Consider the following 22526-nt stretch of genomic DNA (forward strand, 5'->3'; position numbering starts at 1 on the left):
TGCGACTGGCCGAAATCGCTTCATGCTGCGTCAGAAGTGGTCAATCTCGTGGTCTTCGACCGTATTTTGATTGGTTCGCCACGGTCACAGGAGATTCAGAATTCATGGACTCGAAATGCGTTCCGATTATCAGAATGTCGCGAGCGATGGCTGAAGTCAAGGGTTTCAGAGAGTTTCGGCTGTACGGTCCATACCGTCCTGGCCTGGTGCTTCTCAGACGAGGAGGTTCCAGCCCTTCCTGCCCGACATGCACACTTCATAGGCCACGGGGTCGATGGTCTGGTATATCCCGAGAACGGTCTGGCCGTCGTCACGTGTGACGCGGCAGAGATGCTCGTCGAGGCCGCGGATACCGATCCGGGTCTCCGGTCGACTCAGATCATACGATTCTCCTTCGGTCAGGTCGGGGCCGGCATAACCACCTTGGTGGATGTCACGATCCGGTGTGCCGCCGTACATTCCGCATCGCAGATAGGCCGTCTGCTGGCCCACCCGCTCGTAGTGGAGTTGGACTTGCTTGCCGTTGTCGAACTCGTAGTCGACGATGGCTTCGACGAAGAGGTCCGTGTCCGGCTCGAACCGGAGTCGGCGGGTGGGTTTGAGGACTCGCGTCGAACCCGATGTCGAGTCGCCGAACGGGTAGAAGAGTCGGTCACCCCACAGCGCCCAGTCCGGAAATGCCACGAAGGCGTTGCCGTTGGTCCCTACGTGCAGGCGGCCTCCCAGGGACAACTCCGGTCCCCCGACACCGCGTCCGGTGCCCCAGTGGCGATCCCTCGTTCCTGCGGCATTCGGACCCAAAGTGGTTCGTTCGCCCTCGATCTCGACCCATCCGGTCACCGAGCCGAAGCATTCGAATCCGCTGGTGACATCGTTGCGGCGACCGGTCGGAAAGCCGTGCGCAGAGTCCGACAGCGGTTCGCGAAAAACCTGCCGGGTGGTGTCGTGGAACGTCAAATCGTAGCTGACTCCCCACTCGTTCGGCTCGAGGACGTAACGCCATTCCCGCAGACCGCGAACAATCGTGGGCACGATCGGTCCCACGCGCAGGTCGGTGCGATCCGCGCCGATCGAGCGGAAACTCCGGACGGTGGTATGTCGGCCTTTCGAGTTGACGATCGCGTAGGCCTCGGCCCGATCGAGGTTCGGATAGAGGCTGCCGCCCGTGGCGATCAGCAACTCGCCGGTGTCGTCGTGGATCACCACCCAGTGGCGTTCGTACGCCCGGGGATCCCCTGTCCACATGACCCGCACGGGATCCGGGGTTTGGTGGACGAAATAGTCATCTATCGGCGATAGCGGGAACTGTTCGGCCAAGTGCTCGTCGCCGGAGATCGATTCTGGTGGTAGTGCGTTCACGTTTGCTCGTCTTTCTGCCTGTCAGGCGGGATCGGTGGCAACCCGCCACTGCAGGTACTGTCCGATTTCGGCCCGACGCTGTCGAAACTCGGGGTCTGTGGGAATGGTGGAGATGAGCTGAGTTAACGATCCTCGTAGCTCCTCGTTTCGCGCGACGACAGCTGTGATGTCGGTCGGGGCAGGCGCCTGCGCCTCGACGCCGGCGTTCAGGAGTTCGGTGAGCCGAGCGTTGTCGTCCAGGAGGAAGGGCAATGCCGTGTCCCATGATGTGGCAACCCGCTTGATCAGTCGGCGTGCGTTGCTCAGTAATTCGGACGTCTCGACCGGAAGCGAATGAGATCCGTCAGCGAGATCGAGAAGCCGATCGACTCCGGACAATTGCTCGTGAATGGTCGGTCTCATCGGATATCCTCCTTGACTACGAAATCGAGCAATGTCGCCAGTACCCGGCGGGTGGGGCGAAATGGCTCGTCACTACGGCCATCGAGAAACGATCGCAGACCGCTGACCTGCATCACCGCGGTCTTGAACGTCGAAAAGGCCTGCCACCACCGAAGGTTGCCGCGGTCGACCTCGAATCCTGTGGCTCGCTCGTAATGCTCGATCAGATCGTCGGCATCCCACGCCCCGTCGATCAGGTGCTCCATCCTCCGCAGCGGCTGCGTCACCCACCCGAGGTCCTCGAGCGGATCGCCGAGATGAGCCAACTCCCAGTCGAGCAGTGCGGTAATCCGATCACCGTCCAACAGAATGTTGCCGGGTTTGAAATCGGCGTGGACCAGAACGGTGCGAGCCGGTTCGGGTGCTGACGCTCGTAGTCCCGCAATCGCAAAATCCAACTCGGGCAACGGCTCCAGCTGGTTGTGACGCAGAACCTTCTCCCAGGCGTCGAGTTCGGCGGGCGCACCGAGCCGGCCGGAACCATCGAGTACCGCTGACAACCCGAGTGCCTGCCAATCGGTGCTGTGGACTTGCGCCATGAGTTCGCAGAAGCTTTCGGCAAGGGCCCGCCGCTGAGTGATCGAGCGCTGCGGGTCCGAAAGCACGCGGTAGTCGCAGTCACCTGGGCACCGCTGCATGATCAGCGAGGGCCGGCCGAGCCATCGCCCGTCGGCGTCCAGCCAGCGGGCACCAGGGGTTGGCAGATCGCTGCTCTCCAGCATGCCGAGCAACGCGAACTCCACGTTGCGGTCTGTGTCGACCAGGCCTCCGTCCGGGTCGCTGCGCAGGATCAGCGGCTCGCAATGCTCGGTGCCATTGTGTTCGGTCACCAGGTCGAACACCCAATTGTCCCGGGACCTGCCGACACCGATGCGGTTCAGGCCTACTACGCGGGCACCGGCCCCACCCAGTTGGTCGGACAGGAATCTGGTGAGACGGTCGTCGGTTTCGGATGGTGGTGTCATCGTTGGTGTCCGTTCTGTTCGTGAAGGCTCGATCGGTGCTGAGGCGCCGCGATCGCGATCATGGCGTCGGCGCGTTCGCGCAGAGTCCGCCCTCTGAGATCGACGACGCCGAACTCGGTGGCCACGAAGTCGATGCTCGTTCGCGGCGTCGTGACGGTCGGGGGCTGCAGCTGCCGAACGATCCGGGAGGTTCGTCCGCCCCGTGCCGTCGCAGCGAGCGCGACGATCGATGCCCCGCCGGGCGAGCGCTGAGCGGCCCGCAGGAATTCTGCTTGCCCACCGGTGGCTCCCAAATATCTGCTGTCGATCTCTTCGGCATTGACTTGACCGGTGAGGTCTACCTGCAGTGCCGAGTTCACTGCGAACAGTCGCGGGATCGACGCTGCGGCTGCCGGACCGATTACCTCGGCGACCGGCCGTACCCACGCTTTCGACGTGGCGATGTGCTCGTACAGCTCCTCGGAGCCCGCGGCCTCGCTGATGATGACCGAACCGGGCTCTTCGCAGAGTGATCCAGCACGATGCAGATCCAGCAGCCAATCGCCGGCAAGAGTCGATCGGACACGCAATCCGCGGCGTACGGTCAGCGCCTTTCCGATGGCCGAGGGGACCGCGCCGATGCCGAGTTGGATGGTCCCGCCGTCAGGGATCAGCGGCAGGATATGCCTGGCGATTCCGTGGTGTTCTTCATGGACTGCCGGTGTGGGCACAATCGGAAGAGGCCGGGACGTGTGGATGACGGCAGCGAACGTGGAGGCCGGAAGTGTTGGCGCGGAGGTGGTCGGCATCGCGGCATTGACCTCGGCCACCACGGTTCGTGCTTGCGCGATCAGTTCGTAGGTGTAGTCCATCGCCATTCCCAAGCCGTGGCATCCCTGCGAATCAGCAGGGGACACTTGCATCAGGAGCACGAGGTTGCTCTGGGCACGCAAAGGCAACAGGCGTGGCAGGTCGTCGAAATTGCAGGGGATTACCTCGGCGTGGCCGGTGGCCGCGAGCTTGCCGAGTGGCCCCATTGCACCGAAGGACACGAGCGGACGCTGCGGCGCGGATCCTTTGAGCGCATCGCTGTGGCTGAGTCCGACGAAGATCTCGACCTCGGGTGGGCAGGCCGCGAGGAGCTGATCGAGCAGTGGCGTCGGCTCCCCGACGCCTTGCGCCACCACAACCAGGTCTCCGGGCCGCACGAGATCGGCAGGCCAGTTGCTGTTCACAGGATCGCCACGGGCGTCACCGGAGTTCCGGTCGAGCCGACGAGGGGGATCGGGGCGAACAGCAGGAAGAACGTCGAACGGTCGAGGACGGACAGCGCCTCCGCGAGTTCCGCGAGATCCAGGTTCTCGATCAGCGGCACGCCGAACTGGTGGAGGAGCACCAGATGCGCCGGAAAGCCGGGTTCAGCCGATTGCTGTTCGACCGCATAATTGTCCGCACCCACCAGCGCCACGTCACGGCTCGCGAGCCAGCGGGCGGCCTCTTCGTTGATGCCGGGTTCGTCCGCGAAGTAGGAGTCGCTCGATCCCTTCGATTCCCACCACCCGGTCCGGACCAATACGGCGTCGCCCGGCTCAACCGACACGCCGGCTTCGGAAATGCCACGCTCGAGTTCTTTAGGTCCGACCGCGGTCTGCGGGGCGAGCGGCCCACCGGATGCGCGTACCAAGTCGACGAGAATGCCACGGGTGGCGACCGGTGCGAGCTTCTCGGCGCCGCACCGCTGTGCGCCTTGCGTACTTCTGGTGAGGGCAGACGAATGCCCATTGTAGAGTTCGTCCCCCGACCACGCATGGGACAGCGCGTCGACGTGAGTACCGCTGTGGGTCGCGAATTGCACTGTGTCCTCGGCGAATTTGAATCCTCCCGGCGTGCGTGCACCGAGCGCGTAATCACCGGCGTCGCGGTTCATGAACCGCGACGGCTGTTGCCGGTGGCCGGGCGCAGGTGTCTTCGGGCCGAGGGGTTGGGCCAGTGACAGCGTCTGGCCGGTGGCGACCAAGCCCGCGGCCCTGCGCGTCACGCCGGTTGTGACGAGATTAAGTGCACCGGCTTCGTCGTCGGCGCCCCATCGTCCCCAGTTGTTGCTCATGCGCAACTCCGATCCTGTGTCAGTTGTGCCGGCGCCAGTGCCGGCGCCTGTTCGCCTAGACCTCGACGCACCACTTTTCCGGTCGCGACGTCGTCAATCAGCGCCTCCGCTCGAGGCGATTCGGTAGCGCATGCTGCGAGTAGCGCAGGCAGGCTCGCCGCTGCGGGTGGGTCAGCCATGGTTCTTCGAGTCGTGATGGCACATAGCGATCTATCTCCTCAGGGGTTCCGCTCAGCGCTCAACGAGCTCGCGACGGTGAACCGGCAACCCTCAAGCTCTCGGTTTTTCGAAACTGATTTCGCGTATTCGAATATTAGCGATCCGCGCGCGGCGACGTCAAGGGTCTGGGCGGTGGGCGCCTTCGGACCGCTCGGGGTCGCGTGCGCCCCGCGTTCGTGAATTGCCCCCGCCCGGGCGACTTCGGCACAGCGGCGCGACAAGCGAAGCGGGAGAAGTCAATTGCATGTGAGCGCGACCTGGAAGGTCGGACCCGTTCACCGCGCGACGGCAGTGGCCACGGAAGGCGGGACGGGTCGGTGTCAAGTCTGCCGACTTGCCTCATCGTGACAAACCGGCCAATACGGGATTTCTCTTGACAAGTCCCGCGGTCCGGTGACACATTTCACAACTAGGAAAATGGTTCCGAATTCAGGAAGACTGCGTCGGGTCGCATTCCGCCCACAGAGGCGACACTCGAAGGGCGCCCTATGGCGCCGGAATTGGAACGGACAATCCCGTTCGGGTCTCGCCGCTGCGCTTCACCAATCCTGGATTCCCCGAGGCTGAGAAGGAGAAAATCGTGACGATCAAGCTTCGCAACGCACGGCTGATCGATGGTACGGGGGCAGAGCCGTATCTCGCCGAAATCGTGATCGAAGGGCAGCGGATCCTGAGTGTCGCTGCCGAGGGGACCGGAAACGGGCAGGACCCCGACGCCACAGTCATAGACGTCGGCGGCGCGACGGTCATGCCGGGACTGATCGATGCCCACTCGCATCCGAGCTTCCTTCCCGAGATCGACCTTGCCAAAATGGGCAATCTGCCGGTCGAGGAGCACACGTTGCTCACTGCTCGCAACGCACGGCTGATGCTGGATCAGGGCTTCACCAGCATCCTGTGCGCCGCATCGGCGAAGCCGCGACTGGACCTGGTTGTCCGGAACGAAATCAACGCGGGCAACCTGATCGGACCGCGCATGCTGGTCGCATCACCCGAGCTGACCGTCACCGGAGGAGTCGGTGATGTCCGGCTGCCGCACATGCATCGGCAATCCGTCGAACATGTCTGCGATGGTGTGGATCAATTCCGCCAGACGACGCGGTGGTACATGCGTGAAGGCGTCGACCACATGAAGCTCGACATCTCTGGTGACGAGTTCATTCCATATGCTAAAGGTCGCATGACCACCATGACCGACGAGGAGGTTGCCGCCACGTGCCAGGTGGCCCACGCTCGCGGAAAACGCGTGGCGGCGCACGCCCGAAGCGCGGAATCGGTGAAGATGTGCGTCCGCCACGGCATCGAGATCATCTTCCATGCCGATTTCACCGACGAGGAAGGTCTCGACCTGGTGGCCGAGAACAAGGACAAGCACTTCGTGGCCCCGGCCTTCGGCTTCCTCCACACGTCGAGGTACGAGGCCGGCGACTGGGGGCTGACCCCGGAAGTCACTGCTTCGATGGGTCTCGACGAACAGCTCGAGAGCCTGATCGCGAACATGATCGAGCTCAAGAAGCGCGGAGTTCGAGTGTTGCCCGGCGGTGACTACTTCGTGCCCTGGAACCCGATGGGCAACAACGCCCGGGACCTGGAGCATTTCGTCAACTTCCTGGAGTTCAGCCCGATGGAGGCCATCGAGTCTGCAACCCGCCTCGGTGGCGAGCTGATGCTCCAACCGGACGATTTGGGCTGCATCAAGGCCGGCTACCTCGCCGACCTGCTGGTTCTCGATGGTGACCCATTGGAGGACATCGCGATCCTGCAGAATCAGTCGACGTTCACCGGCATCATGAAGGATGGCGTCTGGCACAAGGAACCGCCGCTCTCGCGCAGCGGTGACGTCGAGAAATGGTCGATCAGCGGGTCCGCGGCGGGCGCCCCCGAGCCGGTTCTTCGGTAGCGGGTAAGGGAATGATCGAGGTAAATGGTCGCCAGCAGTACGTGGTGCTGGCCAACATGACCACTGTGACGACGGCCAGCTTTCGAGAACGCATCGAGGTGGCGGCGGCCGCCGGTTTCGACGCGCTGGGCATCAGCCTGGACACCTACCGTCGGGTCGTCGCGGAGGAGATGAGCCCGAAGGAGCTCCAGGCCGTCGTGGTCGACAACGGTCTGGAGATCGTCGAGCTCGAAGCAGTATTCGGGTTTGCCGTTCCCACGGCCGAGACCGGCGTGCCGTTCGGCGGTGGGCTCGTCTACACCAGCCCCGACGACCTGAACGAGTTTTGGGCCATGGCCGAACTGTTCGGCGCACGGCACTTGCAAGCTGTCGGGGCATTCGACCGAACGGATCTGGAACCCGACGTCGTGGAGCGATTCGCATCGCTCTGCGATCGTGCGGCCGACGTCGGGCTGCAGATCGCTCTCGAGTTCGTGCCGACGACCAATATCCCGGACGCCGGCACGGCTCTCTCGATCGTCGAGCAGTCCGGCCGAGACAATGCCGGCCTTTGCGTCGATTCGTGGCACCACACGCGCGGAGCCAACGACCTCGAGATGCTGCGATCGATTCCGTCTCGACGAGTCACGATGATCCAGATCAACGACGGTCCAAAGGACCCCGCCGATCCCGACTTCCTGGTGGAGACCCTTCACCATCGGGCGGTGCCGGGCACCGGTGACTTCGACCTCGACGGTTTCGTCGACGCCGTGACCGAGGGCGGTGTGACCGCGCCGGTGTCCGTCGAGGTGATTTCGGACGAACTTGCCCGACTCGAACCCGCCGAGGCAGCACGCCGCTGCTACGACGGCGCGATCGAAGCGCTGGCAGGGAAATAGGTTCGTGCGTGCCGGGCCAGACTGAACCCACGGCATGCATTGCTGGATCCACGCGGGCATACCTGCGTGGGAAATGCAGGTAGTGAGGCAGGTAGATCACCGCCGTCGCACTCGCCACGCAATTGCGAGTCTTATCGGCATGAACACACGGTCATGCCTTTTCGCAGGGTTCGGTCTCCATGCTCTTCGTGGCGGTGGGATGCGTACGGTCCTTGCCGTTCGGGCCGAATCATTCAGGCACGCAGATCAATAGCTAGCCGGCAAGCCGGAGGCCCACGGGCCTCCGGCTCGCCGGCATGTGGCGATACACGAGACCGAATTGGGGTGCCGCGAAAGAAAAGAGGGTTGACATGGCGTACCCGAGCGACGAGTATTCGATGTTAGGAATTCGATTTCGAATTTACGAAGACCATCGCCGCGGTCCGATCCCGAGGGGAGCAGCGCCGCCAGCGAGACGCGGCCGACAAGGACGCGGAGGGGGCGAGTGCGGACCGCCATCGCGGACGCCGTCCCCGACGGCAGAAAAGGACGTCATGAACGGTACAAACACGCCGAATGCAAGCGCGTCAGCGCACGTGCTGACGCCTGCGCGGATACTCGACGAGAACGGAATGCTGGTAGGGGAGCCGCCGCAGATCGAGCCGGAGCGCCAGCGTGCGATGCTGCGCCTGATGATGCTTGGACGCCGCCTGGACCAGAAGGCAATTTCTTTGCAGCGCAGGGGGAAACTCGGCACCTACCCGCCGCTGTCCGGGCAGGAGGCCGCCGCGGTCGGCACGGCATACGCGATGGATGCCGAAGTAGACCACTTCGTGCCCCAGTACCGTGAACAACTCACGATGCTGCACTGGGGTTTGCCGTTGTCCACCTACCTTCTGCAGCGGATGGGGCATCCCGCGGGATCGGCCCTGCCGTCCCACGGCCGGTTGTGGCCGCAGCAGGTCGCGCTGGGCGCGCACCTGCCTCACGCGGTCGGGCTCGCATGGGGAATGCGACTGCAGGGCAAGCCGGGCGTGGTACTGACCCAGTTCGGCGACGGCGCCTCCAATGAGGGCGACTTTCACGAGGCGTGCAATATCGCAGGCGTCAAACGTGCGCCACTCGTCATGGTGTGTCAGAACAACGGCTGGGCCATCTCGATCCCGTGGCATGAGCAATCGGCCGCAGAGTCCGTGGCGTTGCGCGCAGCAGGATACGGATTTCCGGGGATCGCAGTCGACGGCAATGATGTGCTCGCGGTCTACACAGCCGTCGCGGATGCGCGGACCCGCGCCGAGGCCGGCGACGGCCCGACACTGATCGAGGCGCGATGCCATCGGCTCGGCGCCCATTCGACAGCCGACGACCCCAAGCGCTACCGACCCGCCGACTTCGACGAGCGGGCAGCCGGGGTTGATCCGATCCACCGGTTCCGGGCCTACCTGGTCGGCCTCGGACAGTGGGACGACACCGCTGACGCCAACACGATCGCCTGGTGCGACGACCAGATCGCCACGGCAGTTGCCGAATTCGATGCCACGCCGCCACCCGACCCCGGGCAGATGCTTCACCACCTCTACGCAGAGCCCGATATGCGACTACGTCGCCAGCAGGAAGAACTGCGTAGCAGTATCGAGGAGAACCGATGACCGGCATGAACATGGTGGAAGCGGTGCGCAGCACGCTCGAGGCAGAGATGCGCCGCGACGAGCGGGTTGTCCTGCTCGGCGAGGATGTCGGGAAGTCGGGCGGCGTCTTCCGTGCGACGGACCGGTTGCAGACGGAGTTCGGGGCGGACCGCGTCTTCGACATGCCGACCAGTGAGGCGGGGATAATCGGCGCCGCCGTCGGGCTCGCCGGCTCGGGCCTGGTGCCCGTCGTCGAAATGCAGTTCCTCGGCTTCACTCAGCAAGGGTTCCATCAGCTCGGCAATCAGCTCGCCCGAATGCGCTATCGCACAAACGGTGCTCTGACAATGCCGGTGACCATTCGCGCGCCCTTCGGCGGTGGCGTACGTACCCCAGAACTGCATTCCGACGCCTTCGAAGCGCTCTTCGCCCACAACCCCGGGATGCGGTTGGTCGCCCCCGCGACGGCAGCGGACATGAAGGGGTTGCTGGCCACTGCAATTCGGGATCCGGATCCGATCTTCGTCCTCGAGCCGCTCCGTGGCTATCGGCTTGTGCGCGACGACGTTCCCGACGGTGACCACCTCGTCCCGTTCGGTAAGGCGCGCATCGCACGTGAGGGGACCGACGTCACCGTCATCGCGTGGAGCGCGATGGTCCAGGTCGCAATGGAGGCCGCGGCTGCTGCCGCTGAGCAGGGTATCGATGTGCAAGTCATCGACCTGCGCTCACTTGTCCCGCTCGATTGCGACACCATACGTGAGGCTGTGGCGCGCACGGGCCGAGCGATCGTAGTTCAGGAGGCTCCTTACACCGGCGGGTTTGCCGGCGAGGTCGCCGCTACCGTCGCCGAAGAGGCTTTTCTCCACCTCGAAGCCCCGGTCACCCGCGTCGGCGGATATGACATCCCGTTTCCCATGCCCCAGCTCGAGGATCACTACATCCCCGACGCGAGGCGAATCTTGCGCGCGATCCGCGCTGCCGTCCACTTCTGAGGATCGATACATGTCTTATACCTTTCACTTGCCCGACATCGGCGAAGGCATCGCAGAGGCGGAAATAATCCGATGGCTCGTCGGCCCAGGAGATCAGGTCGTCGAGGACCAGCCCGTCGCCGAGATCGAAACCGATAAAGCGCTGGTAGAAATGCCCTCCCCGGCAACCGGCCAGGTCGCCGAACTCTGTGCACCAGAGGGCGCCATGGTCCAGGTCGGCGAACGTCTCATCGTCATCGCCGATGGCTCGGCCCCCACGCCGGCCGAGCGGGCGCAGTCCGTTGACGGCGGGGCAGGCGCGCCGCCGGCCGGCTCGGCCGATCACACTGCCCAGAGTGCACACGGATCCGGTGTGCAGAAGAGGCCACTGGCAACGCCGGCGACCCGGCGGCTCGCCAGGGAGGTCGGCGTGAGCCTCGAGGGCCTCGCGGGCACGGGGCCCGGAGGACGCATCAGCGACGACGACGTTCGCGCTGCTGTTCACGGGGCGCCGCAGGAGAATTCCGGCCCCGCTGGGGCGGCAGCCACCGAGCGCTCGCTTCCGGAGTCCGGATCCCACCAGCCGGCCCGTCTCACAGAAGACCAGCGAATACCGGTCCGGGGGTTGCGCCGGCGTACCGCGGAGGCGATGGTCCGGGCACTCCGCGACATCCCGCACACCGTCGCGATGCACCACGCGGACGTGGGGGATCTGCTCGCCCTGCGCAAGACGCTGCTGCCCGGAGCCGAGGCCAAGGGAATCGGTCTCACACTGACCCCGTTCCTGGTGAAGGCCACAGCGCTCGCGCTGGCCCAGTTCCCCATGGCCAACGCCAGTTTCGACGACTCAGCCCAGGAAATCGTCGTGCGGGCACGGCGAAATGTCGGGTTTGCCGTCAATACGCCTGACGGTCTGGTCATTCCGGTGGTCAAGGACGCCGACCGGAAGCCGCTGCTGGCCATCGCGCGCGAGGTGGAAGCCCTCACCGCCGCGGCACGGACCCGGACGGTGGCGATCGAGCAGATGCAGGAGGGCACGTTCACCATCAGCAATCACGGGCCGCTCGGCGGGAACTTCGGTACACCCATCATCCGCGCACCCGAGGGCGGCATCCTGGGCTTCGGGCGCGCCACCCCGCAGGCCGTCGTCCGTGACGGCGAAATTGTCGCACGTACGTTGCTGCCGATCTCGTACTCCGCCGACCACAGGCTGGTCGACGGCGACGTCGTGATCGGCTTCTGCCAGGCACTGATCGCGCTGTTGGAGGCGCCGGTGCAGCTTCTCGTCGAGGAAGGATGACATGGTTGTAGGAGAGATGGCCGAGCCCGTCGAGGTACTGGTGGTGGGTGGCGGCCCTGGAGGGTACACGGCCGCCGCCCGGGCCGCGGAGCTGGGCAAAGAGGTGCTGCTCGTCGAGCGGAGCGATCTCGGTGGGGTGTGTCTGAATGTCGGATGCATTCCCTCGAAGGTCTTCACGACCGCCGCTCATGACCTTGCCCGTAGCGCACGACTTCCCGTCCAGGGACCACAGCTGCAGTCCAGAATCGACCTTTCCGGTCTGCAGGCCTGGCGAAAGCAGGTCGTCGACCGGCTGGTCGGGGGCGTCAGCGCCACCCTGGGCCGGGTGCGGGTGGTGTCGGGCACCGCGTTCTTTCTCGATGAGCACCGGATATCGGTCGAGAGCGGTGATCACGTCCAGCACTTTCGGTTCGAGCAGGCGATCCTGGCCACCGGCTCCCAACCGGTCGAGCTCGCGGCTCTGCCCGTCGACGGGATCCGGGTGTTCGACTCGACGGGAGTGCTCGCCTTCGACGAGGTGCCGCCCTCGCTCGTAGTTGTGGGAGGCGGCTACGTCGGGATGGAACTGGGCATGGCGTTCGCCCATTTCGGCACTCACGTCACCGTTGTCGAGGCCACCGACCGGTTGCTTGCGGGATTCGACCCCGACCTGGTGCAGGTGGTCACCGAGCGCGCAGGCGAGCTGGGGATCGACATCCGCCTCGGCACGACCGCCGTCGGAGTCCAGGCCGATGACTTGCTGATCCGCAAGGACGGCACAGACGACCGGGTTCCCGCGCACGCGGTCCTGGTCGCTGTGGGCCGCGGCCCGGTCACCGGCGACCTGCAGCTCGACATGCTGGGACTCACAGTGACTGCGACCGGACACATCCCGGTAGACGAGCAAGGCAGAACCGCGCTGCCCCATGTCTACGCCATCGGGGACATCACCAAAGGACCCGCGCTCGCCCACAAGGCGATGGCAGAGGGAGTCGTGGCCGCCGAGGCGATCTCCGGGCTGCCGAGCGCCTTCGACGCGCAGGTGCCGCTCATCGCGTTCACCGATCCGGAGATCGCGGCCGTGGGGCTGACGGCGGAGCAGGCCGAGGAGCAGGGGTACGAGGTAGTAGTGGGCCGTAGCTCGTTCGCCACGTCCGGGCGGGCTGTGGTGCTCGGCGAGGCCGACGGGATGGTGAAGATCGTCGTCGACGCGGAGACGGACGTGGTGCTCGGGGTACACATGGTCGGCCCCAGCGCGTGTGATCTCATCGCCCAGGCCGCAGTTGCAGTCGAGACCGGCTGCCGCGCCGAAGATTTGGTGGCCACCATTCACCCACATCCGTCTCTGGTGGAGACGGTGCATGCGGCCGCGGTGGCCGCGCGCCGTCGCGCTGCACGCAGGAGGAACCGATGAACACCGCCGAGACGCCGCTGCCCGCGTCGATCTCCGAGATCATTCAGGACACCTCACGACAACGCCGCTCCCAGCCCGCCGTCATCGACGAACAAGGAGAGCTCAGCCACGGTCAGCTTGCGGAGTCCGTGGCGTCGACTGCGGCTGGGCTGCGCGCGATCGGAGTCGGCCCGGGAACCCGGGTCGGTCTGTTGTGCACGAACCGCAGAGAGTGGCTCGTCGCCACCTATGCCGCGATAACGGTCGGAGCCACCGTGGCCGCCTTCGCGACGTGGTCGCGGCGGTGGGATCTCGATCATCTACTCACCCACTCGCGCTGCGAGGTGCTCATCACAGTAGATGGATTCGGCCCGACCGACCTGATGGCCACGATCCGCGAACTCGTCCCCGAAGCGTGGAGTGCCGCCGGGCCAGGTTGGCGTTCCGTGGCCTACCCCGCACTGCGTGGTGTGGTGATCATCGGAAACCGGGTCCCGGCGGGGGCGTACGCGTTCCGAGACCTCGGCGAACATCGTCGCGGCAGCGCCGTCCCCGACGTCGAGACCGACACCGATGGCACCGCTCTGGTTCTCTACACATCGGGTTCGACATCGAGGCCGAAAGCCGTCCGGCTCGGACAACACGATGCCATCGACCATGCTCGGGAGGTCGCCGAGCGGATGGGGATCACACCCGAGGACCGAATCGTGGTGCCTGTCCCGCTCTTCTGGAGCTACGGCGGGGCCAACGCACTGATGGTCGCCCTCGTCACCGGTTGCACGAGCGTCCTCCAGGAGACCTTCGATGCAGGCGGAGTCCTCGAGCAGATCGAGCGGCACCAGTGCACTGCCATCTACACGTTGCCCTCGATCACCCGTAGCCTGCTGGCGAATCCGGGGTTCTCCCGCGCCCGCACCGCGAGTCTGCGACGGGGGATGACGATCGGCCCGGACGCCGATGTCCGCTCCGCCGCAGAAGAACTGGGTGTGAGCGACATCTGCAACGCATACGGGTCGACGGAAATGTACGGCGGCGCCACGGTCACTCCGCATGACTGGCCACTGGAGATGAAATGCTCGATCCAGGGGTCACCGCTGGCCGGAAACCTGGTTTCGATCATCGACCCGGAGACCGGCGCCGAACTGCCCGCAGGGAAGGTCGGCGAGATCACAGTGTCCGGCTTCGTCTCGTCCGGCTATCTCGACCAGCCGGATGAGACCGCCGCTGCGTTCACCGAAGACGGCACGTTCCGTACCGGTGACCTAGGGCGACTCGACGACGACGGCAGGCTGCACTTCGCCGGCCGTGCCTCGGAGATGATCCGGACCGGTGGCATCAACGTCTCCCCGCTCGAGGTGGAGGACTTCCTGCTCACTCACGACGAGGTCTTGGAGGCGGCGGTCGTGGGGGTCGACGACACCGACAAGGAACAGGTCGCCATCGGGTTCGTCCGCATCGAGGGCTCCGCCGTCGCAGACGAGGCCGCGCTGGTCGACTACTGCCGCCATCACATCGCCTCCTATAAAGTTCCCGGCCGAATCGTGATGAAACATAACGAGTTACCTCGAACCTTGACGGGGAAGCTCATTCGAAACGCTTTGCTGGACGAAGCCAAGGAAGTGTGGGCGTCGTCCGATAACACGAAGGAGTACACAGAGTGACGAACACCGATGTCGGGGCGGAGACCTCGCGGCTGGACGAACGAAGGATTCGCGAGGCTGTGGCGGTGGCCAACGTGCCGACCTTGCTGATGGTGTTGTTCCAGATGACAGGGGAGCAGCGTTGGTTGGCCGAGCCCTACCTGCCGACCCCTGTACGGGGGCTCAGCGACAATGACACAGCCGGGCTCGAACAGTCGCTCCAGGACGAGATTCGACGCGCCGCCGCAGAGGCGATCCTGAATTGGGGCAGGAGCGGTTCCCTCGCGGTTGCGCAACTGTCACCCGACCAGCTGATCGAGATGTTGCGCGTGTCGGTCGGCGAGCACGTGCCCGACCAGTACGCCGACATGGCCACCCACGAATTGCAGGTCGGGGCGGGCGGGACGAGCGCGGCTCCCCCGATGGTCCCGCCCCCGGGCTTCGATGCCGTCGTCATCGGCGCCGGCGCGTCGGGCCTCTGTGCCGCATACCGGCTGGGCGAGTTGGGCATTTCCTACACCGTGCTCGAGCGGAACGACGAAGTCGGCGGAACATGGCTGGAGAACCGCTACCCGGGATGCGGTGTCGACACACCGAGTCACCTGTACTCGTTCTCGTTCGCGCGGCACGACTGGTCCCGATGGTTCGCCTCACGGGATGAGTTGCACGGCTACTTCCAACAGATTGCCGACCGGTTCGGAATTCGCCCGAACATCAGGTTCGGCATCGAGGTCGAGGGTGCCACCTGGGATGACGACACCCGGCGGTGGACGCTGGATCTGATCGACCAGGACGGTCACCGATCGACCACCACTGCTGCGATCGTGATCAGCGCAGTCGGCGCCTTCAACAAGCCGAAGATCCCCGCGATCCCGGGCACCGATTCGTTCACCGGGCCCGTGGTCCACACAGCGCGGTGGCCGGAGGACCTGGACATCGCAGGCCGGCGAGTAGGGGTGATCGGCAACGGGGCGAGCGCGATGCAGCTGGTTCCCGCGATCGCCGATGCCGCCGAGTCGGTCACGGTATTCCAGCGGTCGCCACAGTGGGCCGCCCCGTTCGAAAAATTCAAGGTCGACGTTCCAGAGCCGATCCGCTACCTCATGGCTGAGGTCCCGCTGTACCGGTCGTGGTATCGGCTTCGGCTGACCTGGATCTTCAACGACCGCGGCCACGACGGATTGCAGAGAGATGCTCAATGGCCGCACCAGCATCGGTCGATCAATGCGGTGAACGACGGCCACCGGCGTTTCCTCACCCGATACCTGGTCAAGGAGCTCGACGGGAACTTGGAGATGCTCGGCGATGTGCTGCCGACCTATCCGCCCTTCGGGAAGCGAATGCTGCTCGACAACCGCTGGTTCGCCACGCTGGCCCGCGAAGACGTCCACTTGCAGACGACACCGATCGCCGAGATCCAGGATCAGTGCGTCCACACCACGGACGGTCTCACACATCCAGTCGACGTTCTGGTGTTCGCCACGGGATTCGACGTCGTCAGATTCCTCGCCCCCATGCGGATCACGGGCCGCAGCGGCCGCACACTCGAGGCGGCCTGGGACGGTGACGACGCGCGTGCCTATCTCGGCGTCGCGGTTCCCGATTTCCCCAACTTCTTTTGCCTGTACGGTCCCAACACCCAGTTCGGGCACGGAGGAAGCCTCATCTCCATGATGGAGCTCCAGATGAATTACATCGTCGATCTGATGAACCAGATGATCACCAAGGACCTGGACTCCGTGGAGTGCAGCCAGGACGTCTATGACGACTACAACCGCAAAGTGGACGACGCACACTCTCGGATGGTGTGGTCCCACCCCGGGATGGACGTCTACTACCGCAACTCCAAGGGGCGGGTCGTGGTCAACAACCCATTCAAGGTGGTCGACTTCTGGGACATGATCCGCCGAGCCGATCTGGGCGACTTCCGGACCACCGAACGTACCTCAGGAGACATGGAATGAAGATTGCAGGTTGCTCCGCAGTGATCAGCGGGGGAGCGTCGGGGCTCGGCGCGGCTGCAGCTCGCCGGTTGGCCCGAGCCGGCGCGAGCGTAGTGCTACTCGACCTCCCCCGGGCGGAGGCGGCAGGCGCGACACTCGCCGCAGAGTTGGGCGGCGGCGCCGTTTTCGTACCCGGGGATGTGACGAAGTGGGACGACGTGGGTGTTGCCGTGCAGACGGCACGGGAGCTTGCTCCGCTGCGGATCGCGGTGGCCGCCGCTGGAATTGCGACCAGCGGGAGTCTGGTGGGCCCGCGCAGCGACAGGGGAGAGCTGTTCGCGCAGACGGTGGCTGTGAATCTCGGCGGAACCTATGCCCTCATCGCGCACGCTGCTTCCGCGATGAGTGAGCAGGCGCAGACCGACGGAGAGAGAGGCGTGATGGTCTGCACTGCTTCGATCGCCGCATATGAGGGGCAGGTCGGGCAGGTGGCCTACGCGGCCTCCAAGAGCGGAGTCGCAGGACTGACGCTGCCGGCAGCGAGGGAACTCGCCCGGCACCAGATCCGCGTCGTCACCATTGCCCCCGGTTTGTTCGAAACTCCGATGTTCGCGGGAGTCGCGGATGAGGTGCGCGCCTCGGTGGGGGCGCAGGTTCCGCACCCGAGTCGGCTCGGCAATCCCGATGAGTATGCAGGTCTCGTGCAGCACGTGATCGAGAATTCGATGCTCAATGGTGAGGTGATCCGGCTCGACGGCGCGATCAGGATGGGGCCGCGGTGAGCCTGCGTCGAGATTGACCCGAGGATCCATCCTTTCGAGATATCGAATTCAAATCCGTTATTATGTAGAATGTGGCTAATTGAGTGTTGGGAGTTCAAGTATGGGTCCGTTGGCGGGGATCAGTGTGGTCGAGTTTGCAGGCATCGGACCGACGCCCTTCGTCGCTCTCCTACTGAGTGACTTGGGAGCTGATGTCATCACCATCGACCGGGTACCTTCCGCGGATGGCGGTACACCAGACGACTTGGTCCGAATGACCACCGGGGGGCTCGGCCGGGGGCGCCGCTCGGTGGCAGTCGACCTCAAGTCCCCCGGTGGGATCGATACCGTGCTCGAACTGCTGAAGAACGCGGACGGACTGATCGAGGGATACCGGCCCGGAGTCATGGAACGCCTGGGCTTGGGGCCGGAGGTGTGCCTGGCTCGAAACCCGCGCCTGGTCTTCGGGAGAATGACCGGATGGGGCCAGGATGGCGACCTGGCCCAGCGTGCCGGTCACGACCTGAACTACATTGCGGTCGCCGGCGTGCTGCACCACATCGGCGGCCGGGATCAGGCGCCCACGGTGCCGTTGAACCTCATTGGCGACTTCGGCGGTGGAGGCCTGCTTCTCGCGTTCGGCATGGTCGCAGCGATGCTCGAAGCGAAGAACTCGGGTCGGGGCCAGGTGGTGGATGCGTCGATGGCCGAGGGCTCGGCGCTGCTGATGACGATGATGTACGAGCTGTCCGGGCGTGGCATGTGGGACCATGACCGGGAGTCGAACATGAACGACGGCGGCGCCCACTTCTACAGCGTGTACGCCACCGCCGACGACAAGTATGTCGCGGTGGCCGCCATGGAACCGAAGTTCTACGCAAACCTCCTCTCGGTTCTCGGGCTCGAGGGGCGCGATCTTCCCGATCAGTGGGACCGTAGTCGATGGCCGGCGCTACGCGAAGTGTTCGCAGAGGTCTTCCGGACGCGGACCCGCGACGCGTGGACGGCGCTGCTGGAGAACACCGACTCGTGCGTCACTCCGGTCCTGTCCATGCTGGAAGCGCCCAGTCATCGTCACAACGTATCGAGGAATGCGTTCATCAAGGTGGACGACATCACCCAGCCGGCCCCGGCTCCCCGATTCAGTCGCACGCCCACACAGGTGCGGCGCGGGGTGGCGGAACCGGGACAGCACTCGGTGGAGGTGCTCCGCGAAGCGGGTATGGATGAAGCAAGGATCGATGCGCTGCTCGCATCTGGCTCGATCGCTTCAACGGCTCAGGAGGTCAAGGCATGAACCCGGATCGATTCTTGAGGACATTCGATGTCCTCGACGCACTCGTCGACGCACCCGACGGGTTGCGGCTCACCGAGATCAGTCAGGCGGTCGGCGCGCCGGTCAGCAGCACTCACAACCTGCTGCAGACGATGCTCGCCGCCGAAATTATCGCGGCCACAGACGATCTCCGCTACACGGTCGGCCCGCGGGCTGTTCGAGTCGGGATCAAGATCATGAATTCGCTCGAAGTACGTACGCTCGGGCGGCGGCATCTCGAACATCTCGCCAAGACCCTCGGCAACGACGTGTACCTGGCGGTACGGGTCGGCGACCGGATCGTGTACGTGGATCGATTTCGAGGGACGCAGCCCGTGTCGGTCAACATCAGGATCGGCGATTCCCTGGCGCTGCATGCCACCGCGGTCGGAAAACTGTATGCCGCATATGAGGACGACTTGCGCGAACGGGTGCTTGCGCGTCCGCAACGCCGGTTGACGTCCACCACGATCACCGAACCGGAATTGCTGGAAGCCGAGTTCGATCGGATCCGGCAGAGTGGACTGTCCGTCAGCCGAGAGGAGGGCTATCCGGGAATTTTTGGAATCGCTGTTCCGGTTCGCGACGCCGCCGGGACGATGGTGGCTGCGATCCACGTTTCCGCGCTCAGTGCAGGCCTCGACACCGCCCGGGAAGACGAGCTGATCGAGCAGAGCCAGCGGACCGCTGCGGACATCCAAGACGATCTCGGCGTCAACGACCTCGCCAAACTGGTTTCGCCTGGCACCGCCGCCCCCGGTAGCGGGGCGGCCGGCGAAACTGCCACGAAGTCTGCTGCAAGAGCGGCGCGGCGCTGAAACATGAGGGCACCCAGCGACACCGACATCCCGGAGGCACACCGGATAGACCCGCAGATGCGCCGACAGCTCGCGACGCTGCGTGATTCTCTCGGACCACGCGGTTTCCTCAGCGTCGCCGACCTGAAAGAGAGGCGTCGACTGTACGACCGGCTGGGCATGAGCGTCACGGCCCCTGGCGAGCAGCCTGCAGTCGTCCGTAGCGACATCGTTCTGGAGGCGGGTTCGACAGTTCGGGCGCGGATCTACCAACCTGCCGAAGACCGCTGCGAGGGCGGACTGCTCTACATCCATGGCGGAGGAATGGTCATGGGCAGCATCGAGGCCGAGGACGCATATGCGGCGCAACTCGCTGCGGGCACTGGGGCCACCACGGTCTCGATCGACTACCGGTTGGCCCCGGAGCACCCCTACCCGGCTGCAATCGACGATTGCACGGCAGCACTGACCTGGATGATGGATTCGGGTCACACACTGGGGATCGACCCGGACAGAGTTGCCGTCTACGGCGTCAGCGGAGGAGGAGGGCTCGCAGCGGCGCTCGCCCTGCGTTGGCGCCACCGCAGAGACCCCCGCATCGCGCTCCTCGCATTGGCGGCGCCCATGCTCGACGACCGCACCGGCGTGCAAGGCGCTCAGCCGGCGCTCGGCGTCTGGGACAGCGAGCACAATATCGAAGCGTGGCGTCACATCCTCGGTGACAGGGCAGGAGGAACCGAGGTCCCCGCCGACGCCGCCGCGGCCCGCGCGACGGATCTGAGAGGCATGCCGCCGACTTTCCTCGACGTCGGCTCGCTCGATCTATTCCTCTCCGAAAACCTGCGTTTCGCAAAGTCATTGGCGACAGCAGGGGTATCCCTGGAGCTGCACGTCCACCCCGGCGCGTACCACGGATTCGACCAGCTGGCTCCCGGGGCGGAGCGCACCCGTCAGGCATGGGCGCAACGCATCGAGGCGCTGCGCTGCGCCCTTCGGGGCGATCCGGCCTCGCCCTGACATCGCCCCGGGTCCGCATCAGACCCTCGCGACCTCGAGGGTGACGGCGAGGCCGAATCTGCCGCCGTCCGTGGAGCCGATCCCTGCGGGCGCCGACGGCCGAGTCGGCGACGTTGGCCCCGGCCTGACGGCCGACGAGCTGGAGTGTGGAGTTGCTCGGGGTTGGTGCCGTCGCCGGACCCGCCCATCTCGATGGGGATCGCGAGGTCCCGTTCTCAGAACACCAGCAGCACTGGGTACTTCGGGTAGGTTATTCCCAACAAGTCGAGCATCGACCGGCTCATGACTCCGATCAGTCAGTGGGCACGTCGTCGGGGTCGAGCTCGACCTCGATCAGGAGCGGTCGTGTGCGATTGACGATAGCTTTCTCCACCGTTGTGAGATCGTCGGGAACTCGCATGGTGACTCCCTCGCCCCCGAGGGCAGTTGCAAGCGCCGAAAGATCCGGCCACCGGAACAGTGTCCGGGCAGGGTCCATGTCCCGGTTGCGGAACTGAATGTGCTCGGCGCCATAGGACGAGTCGTTCAGGACCATGACAATCAAGTCGATCCCGTTTTGCACGGCGCTGACGAATTCAGTGATTCCACCGAGCATGAAGCCGCCGTCTCCACAGACCAGTAATACGGGCCTGCCCTGCGCGGCGAGCGCGGCTCCGATCGCGTTCCCCATGCCCAGGCCGATCGCGCCGAAGTTGCAGGTATGCACGAGTGAATAGGGGTCAGGAACGTGCAGGAGCTTATATCCTGCAAACATGAAGCGACCGGCATCGACTACGACCACTCGGTCCTCTGGAATCAATCGGTCGATTGCTCGCACGGTCTCACGGAATGGGATACTGCCCACGAGAGAAGTGGGAGACGCTGGGATCTCGTAGTCCTCGCTATCAACTGACTTCTCGATCCAGTCATTCCGAAACCGGCGGGCAGGGACTTCTGCCTCGTCGAGATACCCGAGGATCGCGTCCGCGATCGTCGCAGCGTCGCCCAGCACAGCAGCATCGACATCGATGTGTCGCCTGATCGCCTGTGGATCGGTATCGCACTGCACGACTCGCTTGCCGTCCAGGAGGGCCCCTGAATCCGTGGTCCAGGAATTCAGCCTCGCGCCGAACGCGATGACGCAATCGCTCTTGCCGATCTGGTCCAGAGCGGCGGAGGTGGAGAGTGTGCCGAATACTCCCAGCGCCCCTGGGTCCGCCGCGAACAGCGACTTTCCCCGCAACGTGGTTGCGACCGGCGCACCGAGACGCTCGGCGAGCCGGCAGATGGCTGCCCGAGCGCTCGGCGTCGCCGCCCCGCGGCCGGCCAGGACGATCGGTCGCTCGGCGGCAGCAACAATCCCGACCGCTCGGTCCATCGCGTCAGGGTCCAGTGTGGTGATCCGGTCCGCAGTCGGCAGAGGGTCATGTTGGTACTCAGCCTCTTTCCACATGTAGTCCACCGGCACGTTGAGTACGATCGGTCTGCGTTCTGCGGTCGCCCGCCACAGGGCCTCGCGCAAATCCTGAACAGCGGTCTCGGGGCGCCGTACCTGTTCGAAACCGGCCCCTGTCGGAAGAACCAGGTCTCTTTGTGCGATGTCCTGCAGGGTGTTTCGGTCACCCTCGACGGTGTCGCCGCAGATCAACACTATCGGCATCCGGCTCCGCACGCTGTCGATCACAGGCGGAAGGGCGTTGGCCAATCCTGGACCGTGGGTGACGGTCGCCACGCCGACCTCTCCTGAAACGCTGGCGTAGCCATTGGCCATCAACACGGCGCCGGCCTCGTGCGCCGATGCGATGTATGTGGCTCCAGGGATCGAGGCGTAGTGGTTCGCCAGGTAGAGGTTGCCGTCGCCCATCAGGCCGAACATTGTCTCGACCCCATGGTCGATCAGCCCTTGGGCGAGAGCCTTGTAGACCTGCATCGGTTGACCCTTTCGTTCAGAACGTCTCGAGACCACGTTGTGC

At 64.9% G+C, this 22526-nt stretch carries 18 protein-coding genes and 1 pseudogene; 12 read left to right on the plus strand and 7 right to left on the minus strand.

Features of this window, described 5'->3' with window-relative positions; all coding sequences use genetic code 11:
• Window positions 1-213: 213 nt before the first annotated feature.
• Genes CJ179_RS29860 through CJ179_RS29880 form a run of 5 tightly spaced genes read right to left on the minus strand, consistent with a single transcriptional unit; the run spans window position 214 to window position 4851 of the window.
• Complete coding sequence (locus tag CJ179_RS29860; protein ID WP_257015836.1) at window positions 214-1359, minus strand: hypothetical protein; 1146 nt, start codon at window positions 1357-1359, stop codon at window positions 214-216.
• Window positions 1360-1380: 21 nt separating this feature from the next.
• Entirely contained in the window at window positions 1381-1761 is a 381-nt protein-coding gene (locus tag CJ179_RS29865; RefSeq protein WP_095863813.1) for a hypothetical protein, read from the minus strand.
• Entirely contained in the window at window positions 1758-2765 is a 1008-nt protein-coding gene (locus tag CJ179_RS29870; protein WP_095863814.1) for a phosphotransferase family protein, read from the minus strand. Before CJ179_RS29870 ends, CJ179_RS29865 begins: the two co-directional genes overlap by 4 nt.
• A complete protein-coding gene (locus CJ179_RS29875) occupies window positions 2762-3979 on the minus strand; it encodes an acetyl-CoA hydrolase/transferase family protein (RefSeq protein WP_257015838.1) in 1218 nt (405 codons plus the stop codon). The genes CJ179_RS29870 and CJ179_RS29875 overlap by 4 nt, the downstream gene beginning before the upstream one ends.
• Window positions 3976-4851 carry a cyclase family protein gene (locus CJ179_RS29880; RefSeq protein ID WP_095863815.1) on the minus strand — a complete coding sequence of 292 codons (876 nt, stop codon included), beginning with the start codon at window positions 4849-4851 and terminating at the stop codon, window positions 3976-3978. The genes CJ179_RS29875 and CJ179_RS29880 overlap by 4 nt, the downstream gene beginning before the upstream one ends.
• A gap of 799 nt (window positions 4852-5650) precedes the next feature.
• On the opposite strand from CJ179_RS29880, the gene CJ179_RS29885 reads away from it, so the two are divergent.
• The 12 genes from CJ179_RS29885 to CJ179_RS29940 all read left to right on the plus strand — a co-directional run bounded on the left by CJ179_RS29885 (window position 5651) and on the right by CJ179_RS29940 (window position 20574).
• Window positions 5651-6970, plus strand: a complete 1320-nt coding sequence (locus CJ179_RS29885) for an amidohydrolase family protein (protein WP_095863816.1) — start codon at window positions 5651-5653, stop codon at window positions 6968-6970.
• 11 nt (window positions 6971-6981) lie between these two features.
• Complete coding sequence (locus CJ179_RS29890) at window positions 6982-7848, plus strand: sugar phosphate isomerase/epimerase (RefSeq protein WP_179377677.1); 867 nt, start codon at window positions 6982-6984, stop codon at window positions 7846-7848.
• Between the two features lie 533 nt (window positions 7849-8381).
• Window positions 8382-9476 carry a thiamine pyrophosphate-dependent enzyme gene (locus tag CJ179_RS29895; RefSeq protein WP_179377678.1) on the plus strand — a complete coding sequence of 365 codons (1095 nt, stop codon included), beginning with the start codon at window positions 8382-8384 and terminating at the stop codon, window positions 9474-9476.
• A complete protein-coding gene (locus CJ179_RS29900) occupies window positions 9473-10450 on the plus strand; it encodes an alpha-ketoacid dehydrogenase subunit beta (RefSeq protein WP_072941363.1) in 978 nt (325 codons plus the stop codon). Before CJ179_RS29895 ends, CJ179_RS29900 begins: the two co-directional genes overlap by 4 nt.
• A gap of 10 nt (window positions 10451-10460) precedes the next feature.
• Entirely contained in the window at window positions 10461-11729 is a 1269-nt protein-coding gene (locus CJ179_RS29905) for a dihydrolipoamide acetyltransferase family protein (protein ID WP_179377679.1), read from the plus strand.
• A gap of 1 nt (window position 11730) precedes the next feature.
• The gene (gene lpdA, locus CJ179_RS29910) at window positions 11731-13122 is read left to right on the plus strand and encodes a dihydrolipoyl dehydrogenase (protein ID WP_095863820.1); all 1392 of its coding nucleotides are present in this window, start codon (window positions 11731-11733) and stop codon (window positions 13120-13122) included.
• Window positions 13119-14762 (plus strand): class I adenylate-forming enzyme family protein, encoded by a 1644-nt coding sequence (locus CJ179_RS29915; RefSeq protein ID WP_095863821.1) that lies wholly within the window; start codon window positions 13119-13121, stop codon window positions 14760-14762. Before lpdA ends, CJ179_RS29915 begins: the two co-directional genes overlap by 4 nt.
• Entirely contained in the window at window positions 14759-16705 is a 1947-nt protein-coding gene (locus CJ179_RS29920; protein ID WP_257015839.1) for an NAD(P)/FAD-dependent oxidoreductase, read from the plus strand. The genes CJ179_RS29915 and CJ179_RS29920 overlap by 4 nt, the downstream gene beginning before the upstream one ends.
• Entirely contained in the window at window positions 16702-17466 is a 765-nt protein-coding gene (locus CJ179_RS29925) for an SDR family NAD(P)-dependent oxidoreductase (protein WP_095863822.1), read from the plus strand. Before CJ179_RS29920 ends, CJ179_RS29925 begins: the two co-directional genes overlap by 4 nt.
• 100 nt (window positions 17467-17566) lie before the next feature.
• On the plus strand, window positions 17567-18742 hold the full coding sequence (locus CJ179_RS29930; RefSeq protein WP_095863823.1) for a CaiB/BaiF CoA-transferase family protein: 1176 nt from the start codon (window positions 17567-17569) through the stop codon (window positions 18740-18742).
• Window positions 18739-19578: an IclR family transcriptional regulator gene (locus tag CJ179_RS29935; protein WP_095863824.1), complete on the plus strand. Its 840-nt coding sequence runs from the start codon at window positions 18739-18741 to the stop codon at window positions 19576-19578. The genes CJ179_RS29930 and CJ179_RS29935 overlap by 4 nt, the downstream gene beginning before the upstream one ends.
• A 3-nt stretch (window positions 19579-19581) precedes the next feature.
• Window positions 19582-20574: an alpha/beta hydrolase gene (locus CJ179_RS29940; RefSeq protein ID WP_095863825.1), complete on the plus strand. Its 993-nt coding sequence runs from the start codon at window positions 19582-19584 to the stop codon at window positions 20572-20574.
• Between the two features lie 30 nt (window positions 20575-20604).
• On the opposite strand, the pseudogene CJ179_RS52930 reads toward CJ179_RS29940, so the two are convergent.
• Window positions 20605-20762, minus strand: a pseudogene (locus CJ179_RS52930) (organic hydroperoxide resistance protein); the annotation flags it as partial.
• Between the two features lie 104 nt (window positions 20763-20866).
• On the minus strand, window positions 20867-22483 hold the full coding sequence (locus tag CJ179_RS29945; protein ID WP_095863826.1) for a thiamine pyrophosphate-binding protein: 1617 nt from the start codon (window positions 22481-22483) through the stop codon (window positions 20867-20869).
• Window positions 22484-22526 lie beyond the last annotated feature (43 nt).

This window comes from Rhodococcus sp. ACS1 (genome assembly GCF_002300155.1).
Lineage (GTDB): Bacteria > Actinomycetota > Actinomycetes > Mycobacteriales > Mycobacteriaceae > Rhodococcus_F > Rhodococcus_F koreensis.

Excerpts from the sequence above, each read along its gene's own strand:
- CJ179_RS29890 (WP_179377677.1), top strand. The coding sequence starts at position 6,982 with ATGATCGAGGTAAATGGTCGCCAGCAGTACGTGGTGCTGGCCAACATG.
- CJ179_RS29865 (WP_095863813.1), bottom strand. The coding sequence starts at position 1,761 with ATGAGACCGACCATTCACGAGCAATTGTCCGGAGTCGATCGGCTTCTC.
- CJ179_RS29880 (WP_095863815.1), bottom strand. The coding sequence starts at position 4,851 with ATGAGCAACAACTGGGGACGATGGGGCGCCGACGACGAAGCCGGTGCA.
- CJ179_RS29945 (WP_095863826.1), bottom strand. The coding sequence starts at position 22,483 with ATGCAGGTCTACAAGGCTCTCGCCCAAGGGCTGATCGACCATGGGGTC.
- CJ179_RS29915 (WP_095863821.1), top strand. The coding sequence starts at position 13,119 with ATGAACACCGCCGAGACGCCGCTGCCCGCGTCGATCTCCGAGATCATT.
- CJ179_RS29900 (WP_072941363.1), top strand. The coding sequence starts at position 9,473 with ATGACCGGCATGAACATGGTGGAAGCGGTGCGCAGCACGCTCGAGGCA.
- CJ179_RS29940 (WP_095863825.1), top strand. The coding sequence starts at position 19,582 with ATGAGGGCACCCAGCGACACCGACATCCCGGAGGCACACCGGATAGAC.
- lpdA (WP_095863820.1), top strand. The coding sequence starts at position 11,731 with ATGGTTGTAGGAGAGATGGCCGAGCCCGTCGAGGTACTGGTGGTGGGT.
- CJ179_RS29905 (WP_179377679.1), top strand. The coding sequence starts at position 10,461 with ATGTCTTATACCTTTCACTTGCCCGACATCGGCGAAGGCATCGCAGAG.
- CJ179_RS29925 (WP_095863822.1), top strand. The coding sequence starts at position 16,702 with ATGAAGATTGCAGGTTGCTCCGCAGTGATCAGCGGGGGAGCGTCGGGG.
- CJ179_RS29935 (WP_095863824.1), top strand. The coding sequence starts at position 18,739 with ATGAACCCGGATCGATTCTTGAGGACATTCGATGTCCTCGACGCACTC.
- CJ179_RS29870 (WP_095863814.1), bottom strand. The coding sequence starts at position 2,765 with ATGACACCACCATCCGAAACCGACGACCGTCTCACCAGATTCCTGTCC.
- CJ179_RS29895 (WP_179377678.1), top strand. The coding sequence starts at position 8,382 with ATGAACGGTACAAACACGCCGAATGCAAGCGCGTCAGCGCACGTGCTG.
- CJ179_RS29930 (WP_095863823.1), top strand. The coding sequence starts at position 17,567 with ATGGGTCCGTTGGCGGGGATCAGTGTGGTCGAGTTTGCAGGCATCGGA.